Below are 13190 nucleotides of genomic sequence, written 5' to 3' on the forward strand. Positions count from 1 at the left end.
ATTGTTTATATAACTAAAATTAAAGGAGATTTTATGACTACGGTGACATTAAAAGGTACACCTTTTGAGACTGTCGGTGAATTACCGGCTGTGGGAAGTAAGGCACCTGAATTTAGCCTGACAAAAGATGATTTGTCTGAATTAACACTGGCAGATTTATCTGGCCGCGTTGTGTTAAATGTTTTTCCGTCGGTAGATACGCCTACCTGTGCGATGTCAGTCAGACAATTTAATACAAAAGCAGCAGCACTGGATAACACCACTGTGGTTTGTGTTTCAAAAGACTTACCGTTTGCAATGGCTCGTTTTTGTGGGGCTGAAGGCATTGATAATGTAGTCACTGGCTCGGCTTTCCGTTCTTCATTTGCTGAGGATTACGGCTTATTAATGAAAGACGGACCGTTAGCCGGACTATGTTCACGCGTAGTTGTGGTCATTGATGAAAACGGTAAAGTCGTTTACACAGAACAAGTCAGCGAAATTGCTGATGAACCTGATTATGAAAAAGCGTTATCTGCACTTAGCTAAGACGTGTGGTAACGATCAAAGCCCTGTTCAACACTACGTTGAACAGGGCTTTTTTTTGCTTGAAAAAGTGAGCTGAGCTTATTTTGCCGGAGGTGTGTAGATGATAAATCCGGATACACAATTATTTTCATCTGTGTCGGTGCTTGCTGAATTCCATCCTTTGGCAAGAGCGGTCCAGTTCTGGTCCGACAAAAATGGACAGCGCCATAGTAAAGTTGTTTATGAGCATATTGCTCCGACTGCGATGCAAGCGCTGGAAGTCGATATTGCCATTATTGCGGATCAACTCGGTAAGGCGTCACTGCCAGATTTTTATCAGTTTTGCAGTGATATTGAATTGATCTTTCACGGTGCACAGCCATCGGGTCCCGTCGCTGCTATATCTGATATTGACTGGCTGCGGTTAAGACGTATCTCAATCTATGCTCAGTACTGGAAAAACAGGAATCCTGCAGAAGTGAATAAGTTATTAAGTTTTGTGATGGGAATTCCCCTTTATAGTCAGATTGTTGCTCAACTCATCGCTTCGGAAAAGAGTGACAGTAAACAGGAGATACTGCAGGGAATCACTTTGTCAGGCGGTGTTTATCTGGTAGGCGTGGAACGCTATAAACAGCTTTTTAGGCGGGAAATAGATCAAGCATTTAATGAAGCAAAAATCCTGGTTTCAGCCTTTCGGGGTACACATGAAGAAAATGCGGCAGAACTGATCAACAGTATGGTTGAAGCAGCATTACCTAAATGAGGCTGAAAATTAACCTAGCTTTTAAGTCAGGTATAACTTTTGCTCTCTTTATTAACGACAACGTTCTTTTTGCTAAAACCTGATGGGGGGACTGATGAAGGACATATGGAAAGACTACGATCCGGGATCATTTTTTGATGAACTCATGTTTGCAAAACATCAGCCCAGAGCATTCAGTTTTAAGTTACTTGAATACTTGCGTTGCATGGAAAAAGAAGCCTTTACGCAGCGTGTTAAAGAGTCAGAAGTGGAAATGCTGGAGCGTGGTATTACCTTCACCATATATAGTGATGCAGGGAATATAGACCGGGCTTGGCCGTTCGATATTATTCCCCGCGCTATCCCAAAAGTTGAGTGGGAACGCACCGAAAAGGGGCTGAAACAACGTATTTGTGCCTTAAATCAGTTCATTCAGGATATTTATAACGAAGGTAACATTATCAACGATGGCATTATGCCCGCCGACGTTGTGTATCAGTCAAAAGGCTACCGTAAAGAATGCCATGGTATGACACCGGCTCATGGAGTCTGGGCAAATATCTGTGGTTCTGATCTGGTACGTGATCATGAAGGTACTTTATATGTGCTTGAGGATAATCTACGGGTGCCATCGGGTGTGGCTTATATGCTTGAAAACAGAAAAACCACTAAACGCGTTTTCCCCGAGTTATTTAAATTATTAAATATTAGTCCTGTTGATGCTTATCCCGAGCATTTAGCTGAAATGCTCGCCTCATTACGCCCCGATTTATCTAATCCCACGATGGCTTTGTTGACACCAGGTATCTATAACTCTGCCTATTTTGAGCATGCGTTTCTGGCTCAGCAGGCAGGTTTGATTTTACTGGAAGGGGCCGATCTGCTGGTGGGTGATGACGACTATGTCTATATGAAAACCATTCATGGTCTTGAGCGTGTTGATGTGATTTACCGCCGTATCGATGACGATTTTATTGATCCGGAAGTCTTTCGCCCTGATTCGATGTTGGGGGTACCGGGCATCATGCGTTCATGGCGTGCCGGTAAGGTAGCCATTGCCAATGCGCCTGGTTGCGGTGTGGCTGATGACAAAGTCATTTATGCCTATGTGCCCGATATGATCCGTTATTACCTGAATGAAGAGCCTATCTTAAGTAATGTACCTACCTGGTTATGTCGTAATGATGAGGATCTGCAGCACGTGCTTCAACACCTTCCTGAGTTAGTGGTCAAGCCTGCGAATGAGTCGGGTGGTTACGGTATGCTGGTCGGGCCACATTCTTCTGCGGAGAAAGTAGAAGAGTTTCGTGATTTACTAATCAATGATCCGAAAAATTATATTGCTCAGCCCACCTTGAGTTTATCAGTCTCTCCCACCTGTTGTGATGAAACCATCGCCCCCCGTCATGTTGATTTGAGGCCTTTCATCCTCTCTGGAGATGATGTTTATGTCACACCTGGCGGGCTAACCCGTGTGGCGATGGTCAAAGGTTCATTAGTAGTTAACTCATCTCAGGGTGGAGGAAGTAAAGATACCTGGATTGTCGATGAAAGCCGCCAGCTTGTGGAGGAAGACTAATGTTATCCCGTGTTGCTGAAAGGGTGTACTGGTTAGCACGTTATCTGGAACGTGTAGAAAACACGGCTCGTTTAATTAATGTGCATACCGCATTGTTAATGGACTTACCGGAACATATGGAAGTGAACTGGTTTACCTTAGTGACCATTTTTGATGCGGAGCAGCTTTATTACGCTAAACACCCCCGCGAAAATGAATATGACATCATGCATTTTCTGTTGTCTGATCCCAGCTATGGTGGCTCACTTATCAATAATTTATCTGCTGTCAGAGAAAATGCCCGGACGTCACTTGATGTGCTGCCTGAGGAAGTGTGGGAGCAAGTCAACGAGCTGCACCTGTTAGTGAAAAGCGAATTATCATCTATTGGAAATAGGCGCAGAAGACAGAAGTTATTACTCACTATTATGGAGTCTTGTCAGTGTATATGGGGTATGATTGCTAATCATATGAGCCGTAATTACGCCTATGATTTCCTACAAGCAGGTAAACATCTTGAGCGTGCAGATATGACAAGCCGAATACTTGAGCTCGCTACTTTATTAATGTCAGATAATCGTAGTGATGCTTTAAGGCAGCATGAAGGTATTTTGTGGGCGACCTTGCTTAGAGTGTTAAATGCTCAGCAGATGTATATTCAGGCACATAATTCGTCACTAAAGGGCGAGAAAGTACTCACGTTCTTAATTCAGGATAAAGCCTTCCCTCGTTCATTAAGTTTTTCGGTTAACTCTATAGGCAATTACCTGGAGTATTTACCGGGTGAAAAACAAGTACTGGAACAGCAGATTGAGATTTTGACACGATTACAGGACTACAGTGCGGAGAAAAATCCACCGGAAACCATACGACTGATGATGGATGAGTTACAGATTTTGTTAAATCGTTTGAATACCAGCATTACCAGTAATTGGTTTTATCCGGATTATTCAGTCTCATGAGACGTTTCTTTTGCCAGTGTGGGCAAGAAATCTTTTTTGAAAACACGCACTGTGGCGTCTGTGGCAGTCAATTAGGCTTTATTCCTGAGCTGCAACAACTCTCCAGTCTGCAAGAAGATGACAATGCCTGGCTGATGACGGACCTTTTTCCGTTACAACGTTATCGCAGTTGTTTTCACCGTGACCATGAGCTGGCTTGTAACTGGTTAATCCCGGCTGATTCACCCAACACGCAGTGTATTTCCTGTGCCTTGACCAGAACGATACCGATGTTGACCCAGCCGGATAATTGGCGTCGTTGGCGCACGCTGGAAGCAGCCAAACGCCGTATGATTTATGGTTTACTCAGATTAAATTTGCCAATTAACGCTTTTTATCAAGGTTATGAGCACGGGCTGGTATTTGATTTTCTTGAAGATCAGCGAACGAATCCTGACTTAGCCCTTGAACATGTGTTGAGTGGTCATAGCCAAGGTGTGATTACGCTCAATGCTGCCGAGGCGGATGGTAGCTTCAGGGAAGCCACCCGTGAAGCGATGAATGAATCTTATCGAACTTTGCTGGGCCATTTTCGTCATGAGATTGGCCACTACTATTGGGATATCTTGATTAAAGAGTCTGAACATTACACCATGTTTTGTGATGTATTCGGTTTTACTGAACAAGATTATCAAAGCAGTTTAAATAGCTATTACAGTGATGGGCCGGCGACGGATTGGCCGGAGTTTTATCTGTCTGCATACGCCAGCGCTCACCCAATGGAAGACTGGGCAGAAACGTGGTCACATTATCTGATGATGAGTGACACTATGGAAACAGCGGTGGCTTATGGGCTGATTGACCATTTTGATTATGCCAGTGATTTTGATGTATTGATGACTGACTGGTTGTCGCTGGTGGTGAAAATGAATGCATTAAACCGAAGTGTGGGTAATACGGATGCCTACCCTTTTGTCGTGTCAGCATCAGTGAGAAAAAAACTGAAATTTATTCATAAGCTGCTGAATCCGTTGAAAAAGACTCGGGAATCCGTGGCATTTCTTTAAATGCCTGATTCAGTTTATTACCCCATTCACGACGTAAATTAATCAGAAAAGCATCTTCCGTATCAAAGCGATAGTGATGTTTAAACGCTAAGCTATCGGTTTCATATATCAATACTTCAATAGGTGGCCCAACACTGACATTACTCTTCATGGTCGAATCCATGGATATTAAGGAGCAGGTGGCGGCATCTGTTAACGAGGTTTTCATTGTCAGAAAGCGATCCAGCACGGGTTTACCGTATTTGCTTTCACCAATCTGCAGATAGGGTGTTTCGCGACTGGTGGTGATGTGATTGCCTTGGGGATAAATCAAAAAAGCCTGCGGCGGTTGGCCTTTGATTTGGCCTGCCATCAATAAAGTGGCATCGGGTGAAAAGCCGGACTGCTGGTCTTCGCTATACCGTTTGATACGCTGGCTTAATACATCCCCTACATAATCGGCAGTATCGGATAGATAATGAGTCGTATTGAGGCTGGTTTCATTATCTTCACGCAGATCCCGGTTGAGCTGTTCTATCACACATTGCGTGGTAGCCAGATTACCCGCGCTTAGAATGGCGATACAGCGATCAGCCTTTGTACTGAAACGAAACATCTTGCTGTATGTGCTGACCTGATCAATACCTGCGTTGGTTCTTGAGTCGGAGGTAAGCACCAATCCTTTATCTAGTGATATGGCAATACAATAGGTCATAGTCGTTCCAGTAATGGCTGCGATTAAAGATAGTCAAAAATAAGAGATTGAGCAATCCTGATTTATTGCTCACGACAAAAGAATGGAACCCGTTGATGGGCTGCTGAGTCGTTACAGTATGAATCGATGTATTAACAGCGCTGTTAACTCGCATTCACATGTGAAATATTATCTCGGATATGACGTCTGAATTCACCTTTTTAACGGAGTAAATGATGGAATCAATAAAAACTTTTATTGAAGAGATCAGCTGGTCTGCCATTATTACTGCCAGCTTGCGAATGGTGCTTATCTTTATTATTGCCTGGGTGGCGACGTGGTTGATGAAATCGGCACTGCAGCGCTTTGAAGTAAGACTGGTCGGGAAGGCGACCGCGAGGGGCGAGTCTTCATTGGAATCCAGAAAGCGCATCGAAACCATTGCCAGATTGTTAAAACAAGCCGGCCTATTGGCAATATGGATTACTTTTTTCCTGATTATATTAAGAGAAATTGGCGTGGAAGTCGGACCGCTTATTGCCAGTGCCGGGATTGTCGGCTTGGCGATTGGCTTTGGGGCGCAAAACCTGGTGAGGGATGTGATTTCAGGCTTTTTTATGATTCTGGAAAATCAGATACGGGTCGGTGATGTGGCCGTGATTAATGGTACCGGTGGTTTAGTAGAGGCCATTAATTTCCGCACCACCGTATTACGCGATTTGGCCGGTATTGTGCACTTTTTTCCAAATGGCACGATTACCACACTAAGTAATATGACGACTGAATGGTCAGCTTATGTGTTTGATATCGGCGTGGCGTATAAAGAAAATACCGATGAGGTAATAGAAGTCATTCGGGAAGTCGCTGATGGGCTGATGGCTGACGAAGATATGAAAAACTTGATTCTTGAACCACCCGAGATTTTTGGTGTGGATAAACTCGATAATTCGGCAGTGATTATTAAGGGCAGAATCAAAACGCTGCCCATTCAACAGTGGACGGTTGGTCGAGAGTTTTTAAGACGCATCAAGCTGAGCTTTGATGAGAAAAATATTGAAATTCCATTCCCTCACAGTACGATTTATTTCGGCGAAGCCAGTAAACCATTTGACGTGAAATTGATGGAAGCAGCCGCGAATCAATCAAAAGAGACATAACCCCATTTACCCTCATGTTTGACCGGTGCCAAGCCGTTATTAAACGGTTTGGCATCATCATACTGAGGAGGAATGACCAGCTCACCACGTTGGTTGATATAACCATAATCCCAGTAATCTAAGGTGACGGCTGCCAGCCCTTCCTGAAAAGACTGGCCCCATTTATATTGAGGTTCGATAACAAGCTTGCCCGTTGCATCCAGATAGCCGACTTTTCCGGCTTTTTCTACTCTGGCCAGACCATCTCTATATGACCAGGCATTATCATAAACCGGGCTGACCAGCTCATTTCCTTGTATATCAATATAGCCATATTTGCCATTATGCATCACCACGGCTTTACCTTCACTAAAGGGCTGAGCGTGCTCATATTCTTTATCATTTAATAAAGTGCCGTCTTGAGATATAAACCTCCAGCTTTGATTGTTACTGACTAAGGCGCGCTGCTCATTAAAAGAGTAAACAGTGTCGTATTTGGGGGTAATCACCATATGACCTTGAGTGTCTACATAGCCCCAACCATCATTTGTTTTCACCGCTGCCAGGCCGCCACTAAAGCGCTTTGTGTCACGAAATTTTGCCTGAACAACCCATCTGCCTTGTTCATCAATAAATCCCCAGGAGCCATATTGTTTCACAGCGGCTTTGCCTTCCTGAAAGATGTCAGCTTTATCAAACCGGGGAGAGATCACCCACTCACCTTTTGTATTAATGAATCCCCACTTATCTTCTTCTAATGCAGCTGCTAAGCCTTCATTAAAAGAGGTTAGTTTCTTAAATATGGCAGGAATGACTATCTGACCACTGGTATCAATAAAACCCCAGCGCTGATCAATGCGGATTGGCGCAAGTCCCTCATTAAACGCTTTTATTTCAGTGTGTTTTTGAGGCGGCAGAATAAATTCACCAACCGTGTTGATAAGACCAACATAAGGTATGCCTTGTTTATTCTGTACAACAATAGCGGTGTCTTGATAGAAGGGGCTAACGGCATCAAAGTCATAATTAATGACTATCTTATTTGCCATGGCAGCAGAGAATGGCATGAGAGAGAAAGTCAGAAGGATTTTAATCATAAAACGTTTCATCATCATCACCTTTGACGTTGATTGTTAACTTGAGTCTCTGCCGCTTAACGTGAATTTCACGTGAACCTAATAACAATATAAATCAAAGGTTTATTTTATATTTGTAGGGCTTTCAGAAATGGGTTGTCGATGTTAATCAGAGGGCGTTATTGGCAGGTTTTTCAACGGACAGTGACGGCACTGATGGTATCGCTATGTAATGCTTGTTCACCCGTGACGGTATTAAATGCACTGGTACCAGAAGATGGTTATCAAAAAATAGCGGACCAGGCTTATGGTACGAGCCAAAGACAAAAGCTGGATATTTATCTGCCTGGAGCAGCTACATTCAAACAACCACTGAAGACAATCGTATTCTTTTACGGTGGCAGTTGGGACTCAGGTGATAAAGCTGATTATAAGTTTGTTGCAGAAGCGCTGACATCTGCTGGCTATATTGTCATCATTCCTGATTATCGTTTGTATCCTGAAGTGGTCTTCCCTGAATTTGTCGATGATGCCGCACGGTCGATGGCTTGGGTGTTTGAACATATTCGTGACTACGGTGGTGACAAACAACAGGTATTTATTGCCGGGCATTCGGCCGGGGCACATATTGCAGCATTATTAAGCTTGAATGCATCATATTTGGCTAACTACGGTTATAAGCCAACAGATATTCAAGGCATGATTGGTTTGGCCGGGCCCTATGATTTCTTGCCTTTAAAGAGTCAGCGCTTGAAGCATATCTTTGGCCCTGAACCAGAGCGCTGGCAAAGTCAGCCGATTCAGTTTGTGGATGGTGAAAACCCGCCAATGTTACTGATGGTAGGTAACAAGGACCACACGGTGTTACCCAGGAACAGTATTAATCTGGCTGCAGAGATTAAGCGGAAAAACGGTCCGGTTCAGCTTGTCGAGTTTGAAGCGCTAAATCACGTAGCCATGGTTTCTCATCTGGCTAAACCTTTAAGAGGCGATGATAAGCTCAGGCAAACCATTATTGAATTTATTAATCAGTTTTAGGCGTAGGGGCGGGTAATAAAGGTAATTGGCTAAAAGCAGGACAGATCGTGATGCTCAGCCCTGAATCAATTTGATGCTTACCTTCCACTGCAAATAAGGGATAAGACTGACCTGCTGAAAGCTGTGTTGCCGGTAACGTCAATAAGATCTGTTTATTATTAATGGCCATGGTTTCTATAGGCAGCCAATCATCACCAGACTTGAGTAGCCATTTTTTTTCTTGACTATCCACCGTTCCAGATAAGGTCACTGTTTCGGTTGTTCTGACGCAGCCCGAGGGTGATAGGGTCAATGATGAGGATTTTTCAGGATTTAGCGATGTAAAACGATTTACGCTAGGTTTTGTTACGGCTCTAACGTCAGTGTCAGCATTCGCTTTTGATACAAACATTAGCAGAGAGGCCAAGAAAAAAGGCACTGTTAAAAACAGTGCCTTGTACTGTAAATTCATCATATTCAGGCAGAAATACCTTTTGATGTCATCACAATCATCTTTTCAACCTGCATATCTTCCATCGTGTAAGGAATACCGCCTGTACCTAAGCCAGAGTGTTTTAAACCGGCAAAAGGCATCCAGTCGACACGAAATGCGGTGTGTTCATTTATCATCACAGCCGACGCATCAAGCTTGTCAGCCACATACATCGCCGCATTTAACTCGCGACTGTATACCGAGGCCTGGAAGGCAAAGGGCAGACTGTTAGCCGCCGCCAGAGCCTCATCAACATCATCAAATGGATACACATTGACGACAGGGCCAAACACTTCAGATGTGGTGACTTTGGCATTCGCTGGTGGGTTGAATAACACCGTAGGTGCGTAACAGTTATCAGCTAATGCTTTCCCGCCACACAGACATTCAGCACCGGCACGAATGGCTTCCTTCACCCAATCATCAATCCGGGTTAGCTCAGATTTTTTGATAATTGGGCCCACTTCCGTATCGGCTGATACCGGATCACCCACTTTAAGCTGTTTGGCCGCTTCCGCTAATTTTTCTGCCAATTGTCTGGCAATAGAGCGATGAGCATAGATCCGTTGTACAGAGACACATACCTGGCCTGCATGATAAAAACTGCCTTTACTTAGACCGGGAATAGCCGCTTCAATGTCAGCATCTTTAGTCACAATAACCGGAGCCACACCACCGTGCTCCAATGCACAACGTGTGCCCGGGGCGAGTTTTGAGCGTAAATACCAGCCCACTTTAGCGCTACCAATAAAGCTCAGAAAAGCCACACGATCATCGGTGACCAGAGATTCGGTATCTTCGTGACTTTCCGTCAGTAGAGCCTGACACCAGCCCTCTGGCAAACCGGCTTTATGGAATATTTCCACCAGGCGGAAACAGGATAAAGGTGTTTTTTCGGCAGGTTTTACAATGACCGGGCAACCTGTGGCAATCGCCGGACCGACCTGATGAGCGATAAGATTAAGTGGATGATTAAATGCGCTGATGGCAACCACCACACCAATTGGTTCTTTACGTATTGTGGTTAAACGGTGTTGTGAGGCTGGATTAATACCCATGGGAATCGTATGCGGTGCATCATTTCGCAAGCCATCAATACAGGCACGAATACTATCAATACAGCGATTCATTTCGACCTGAGAATCAATAAGAGGTTTACCACCTTCTTCAGCCGCACCGACAGCGAGACTGTCTGCCTCTGCTTTCATCATCTCAACGGCTTTTTCGAGAATGGCAATACGTTCAACAACCTTAAGCCACTGTGATCGGTCTTTAAATAGCGAATGTGCCGTGGTTAAGGCTTTATCAATATCCGCTTTATTTGCTTGATCGACAGTGCCGAGTAATTGTTCATTAAAGGGCGAGAAGACTTCCGCCCGGGAAGCATCCGTTTTTGATAAACCAGCGATCTTCAACGGAAAATGGGGCGTGGTCATTATATAAGCTCCTTATAAAATACAGATTTTTTGTTTCAGGCCTTCACTAAGGATGGAATAATTCAGCGAGTAATCAACAGCCAGATCAATCAGGTGAACCCCTTTGGCATTGAGAGCGTAATCAAGGGTTTTGACGAACTCGGCATGACTGGTGGGTCTGTGACCAATCGCGCCATAGCTATCGGCATATTTCACAAAATCAGGGTTATTAAAGTTAAGGCCATAATCTTCAAAGCCCATACCTTCTTGTTTCCACTTGATCATGCCATAGGCGTTGTCGTTGAATATCAACACGACCAAATCAAGGCCCAGTCTGACAGCGGTTTCCATTTCTTGTGAATTCATCATAAAACCGCCATCACCACAGACAGCCATGACTTTATGATCCGGATTCAGCATTTTCGCCATCATCGCGGTGGATAGTCCTGCTCCCATTGTGGCGAGGGCGTTGTCCAGCAGCAGTGAATTGTAGTAATAGCTCGGATAGTTTCGAGCAAACCAGATTTTGTACACGCCATTATCCAAGGCGAGAATATCTTCTTCACCCATGGCTTCACGAATAATGCGTACTGCACTCTGCGGCAGGATAGGGAAGCGTTCATCATCGCTGTATTTGGACAGCCGTTCATTTACTTCTTGTTTTACTCTGTAGTAATACGAAAAGTCCCAATGTGGTTGAACTGTTAAACCCGTACGCAGACGATTAATGGAGGTGGCGATATCACCGACTACATCGAGTTGGGGGAAGTAGACAGGATCAATTTCAGCGGCATGGAAATTAATATGAATGACTTGAGCGCCGCCATCTTTCATGAAGAAAGGCGGTTTTTCTACTTCATCGTGACCCACATTAATAATCAGATCCGCTCGTTCAATAGCACAGTGTAAGAAGTCCGATTCTGACAACGCAGCGGTACCCAGATAGCTATCATGCCGCTCATCAATCACGCCTTTGCCCAGTTGCGTGTTGAAAAATGGAATACCGGTATGTTCGACAAATTTTGTCAAAGCAGCACTGGCTCGTTTACGGTTGGCTCCGGCACCAATCAGTAATAGAGGCATTGACGCCTCTTCAATCATTTTCAAAGCATGCTGAATCGTACGGTTATCTGCATCCGGACGGCGGATGGTTTCAACCGTGTATATACGCTGATGGGCTTCTTCCGCGGCGATGTCCTCGGGAAGTTCAATATGAACTGCGCCGGGTCTTTCTTCTACGGCGATACGGAAAGCTTCACGAACAGTGGCGGCGATAGTACTGCCATGCACGACTTGTTTGGTGAACTTAGTGATGGGCCGGAGCATATTGACCACATCCACAATCTGAAACAGGGCTTGTTTGCTTTCTTTGATGGGTTTTTGCCCGGTAATGATCAACATCGGCATACCACCTAGTTGCGCATAAGCTGCGGGCGTCACCAGATTCGTTGCGCCGGGACCGAGTGTGGATAAACAGACGCCAGGTTTACCGGTTAATCGCCCGTAGTTTGCGGCCATGAATCCTGCGCCTTGTTCGTGGCGAGTAATAATCAGCCTGATAGATGAATGCTTTAATGAATCAAGAAAATCCAGATTTTCTTCGCCGGGAATGCCGAAGATATATTCGACCCCTTCGTTTTCCAGTGCTTTGACGAGTAGGTCTGATGTTTTCATGATGCGTCCTTATCCGTTGGTTTCAGGGGGCCGATCTGTTTTCTGTTAACTTGATTATATAGTGATAATTCAGCTTACCGCTATGGGTTAATAATGCCAATTTCAACCCGACGGTTCATCGCACGCCCTTGTGAGGTCAGGTTTGACCGAATAGGTCTGGTATCGGCATACGCTTCAACTCTGAATTGTTCCGGTTATAAGCCTTTATTATCCAATAATGCATGCACTACTGATGTTGCCCTCGCTGCGGATAACTCCCAGTTAGACCGATAATTTAAATTGCTCAGTGGGACGTTATCTGTATGTCCTGCGACTACAAAAGTAGTATTGAGTTCCGTCAGAACATCCGAGATATGAGCAATAACCGGCAATATCCCGGATTTTAAAGTTGCTTGTCCTGAGGGAAAAGAAGCATTTTCATTAATGCGAATAATGACCCGGTCATCAATAGTTTCCAGACTCAGCTGCCCTGCTGTAATCGCTTTGATGAATTTTTTCTGTAGCGTTGCCATTAGGCTATTCAATTTTGCTCTCTGATACAAATTGGCATCATGAATTTTGATGACACGTTCATCGTTCAGGCTTTCTTGGAAGATCTTAGAGAGCGGTGATGGTGTATCTGTAGGAGATGGGGAGAAGGTCTGTTTAATGATACTGGTGGCTTTGACGATCTCTTCGGGCGTATCTTTTTTTACGCCAAAAGCATTCTCCATCGAGCGAACCACGACTTTGTATTTAAGTGCGTCAATTTCAGCCATACTGAGCAGCAATACAAAAAAGCAAAGTAACAAAGTCATAAGATCAGCGAAAGTGGCTAAATAGCGAGGGATTCCACTGCTTTGTTTCTTCATATTGGGTCGGTATTGGCTCTGGTTATTCAAATCTACT

The 13190-nt window shown here is 44.4% G+C and carries 13 protein-coding genes; 7 read left to right on the forward strand and 6 right to left on the reverse strand.

The window, feature by feature from the left end; genetic code table 11:
- The first annotated feature begins 33 nt into the window (after positions 1-33).
- From tpx to QQL60_RS13590, 5 genes are all read left to right on the forward strand, one after another.
- On the forward strand, positions 34-528 hold the full coding sequence (tpx, locus tag QQL60_RS13570) for a thiol peroxidase (RefSeq protein WP_284451337.1): 495 nt from the start codon (positions 34-36) through the stop codon (positions 526-528).
- Positions 529-628: 100 nt separating this feature from the next.
- On the forward strand, positions 629-1273 hold the full coding sequence (locus tag QQL60_RS13575) for a hypothetical protein (protein ID WP_284451335.1): 645 nt from the start codon (positions 629-631) through the stop codon (positions 1271-1273).
- Positions 1274-1367: 94 nt separating this feature from the next.
- On the forward strand, positions 1368-2831 hold the full coding sequence (locus tag QQL60_RS13580) for a circularly permuted type 2 ATP-grasp protein (protein ID WP_284451333.1): 1464 nt from the start codon (positions 1368-1370) through the stop codon (positions 2829-2831).
- On the forward strand, positions 2831-3772 hold the full coding sequence (locus QQL60_RS13585; RefSeq protein WP_273179092.1) for an alpha-E domain-containing protein: 942 nt from the start codon (positions 2831-2833) through the stop codon (positions 3770-3772). The genes QQL60_RS13580 and QQL60_RS13585 overlap by 1 nt, the downstream gene beginning before the upstream one ends.
- Positions 3769-4818, forward strand: coding sequence for a zinc-binding metallopeptidase family protein (locus QQL60_RS13590; RefSeq protein WP_284723619.1), 1050 nt, complete (start codon positions 3769-3771; stop codon positions 4816-4818). The genes QQL60_RS13585 and QQL60_RS13590 overlap by 4 nt, the downstream gene beginning before the upstream one ends.
- Here the strand turns inward: QQL60_RS13590 and QQL60_RS13595 are convergent.
- Positions 4760-5512, reverse strand: coding sequence for a proteasome-type protease (locus QQL60_RS13595; protein WP_284723620.1), 753 nt, complete (start codon positions 5510-5512; stop codon positions 4760-4762). The two genes, QQL60_RS13590 and QQL60_RS13595, sit on opposite strands and share 59 nt — an antisense overlap.
- 215 nt (positions 5513-5727) lie before the next feature.
- On the opposite strand from QQL60_RS13595, the gene QQL60_RS13600 reads away from it, so the two are divergent.
- Positions 5728-6648 (forward strand): mechanosensitive ion channel family protein, encoded by a 921-nt coding sequence (locus QQL60_RS13600; RefSeq protein WP_284723621.1) that lies wholly within the window; start codon positions 5728-5730, stop codon positions 6646-6648.
- On the opposite strand, the gene QQL60_RS13605 is transcribed toward QQL60_RS13600, so the two are convergent.
- Positions 6630-7724 carry a WG repeat-containing protein gene (locus tag QQL60_RS13605; RefSeq protein ID WP_284723622.1) on the reverse strand — a complete coding sequence of 365 codons (1095 nt, stop codon included), beginning with the start codon at positions 7722-7724 and terminating at the stop codon, positions 6630-6632. The two genes, QQL60_RS13600 and QQL60_RS13605, sit on opposite strands and share 19 nt — an antisense overlap.
- Positions 7725-7865: 141 nt before the next feature.
- On the opposite strand from QQL60_RS13605, the gene QQL60_RS13610 reads away from it, so the two are divergent.
- A complete protein-coding gene (locus QQL60_RS13610; RefSeq protein ID WP_007144318.1) occupies positions 7866-8741 on the forward strand; it encodes an alpha/beta hydrolase in 876 nt (291 codons plus the stop codon).
- On the opposite strand, the gene QQL60_RS13615 is transcribed toward QQL60_RS13610, so the two are convergent.
- The 4 genes from QQL60_RS13615 to QQL60_RS13630 all read right to left on the reverse strand — a co-directional run bounded on the left by QQL60_RS13615 (position 8728) and on the right by QQL60_RS13630 (position 13153).
- Positions 8728-9195 (reverse strand): hypothetical protein, encoded by a 468-nt coding sequence (locus QQL60_RS13615; RefSeq protein ID WP_284451330.1) that lies wholly within the window; start codon positions 9193-9195, stop codon positions 8728-8730. The two genes, QQL60_RS13610 and QQL60_RS13615, sit on opposite strands and share 14 nt — an antisense overlap.
- Before the next feature lie 2 nt (positions 9196-9197).
- Positions 9198-10649 (reverse strand): aldehyde dehydrogenase family protein, encoded by a 1452-nt coding sequence (locus tag QQL60_RS13620; protein WP_284723623.1) that lies wholly within the window; start codon positions 10647-10649, stop codon positions 9198-9200.
- Between the two features lie 12 nt (positions 10650-10661).
- Positions 10662-12302 (reverse strand): acetolactate synthase large subunit, encoded by a 1641-nt coding sequence (locus QQL60_RS13625; protein WP_007144321.1) that lies wholly within the window; start codon positions 12300-12302, stop codon positions 10662-10664.
- 194 nt (positions 12303-12496) lie between these two features.
- Entirely contained in the window at positions 12497-13153 is a 657-nt protein-coding gene (locus QQL60_RS13630) for a flagellar motor protein MotB (RefSeq protein WP_284723778.1), read from the reverse strand.
- Between the last annotated feature and the right edge of the window lie 37 nt (positions 13154-13190).

Source organism: Methylophaga thalassica, from assembly GCF_030159795.1.
In the GTDB taxonomy this organism is placed as follows: Bacteria; Pseudomonadota; Gammaproteobacteria; order Nitrosococcales; family Methylophagaceae; genus Methylophaga; species Methylophaga thalassica.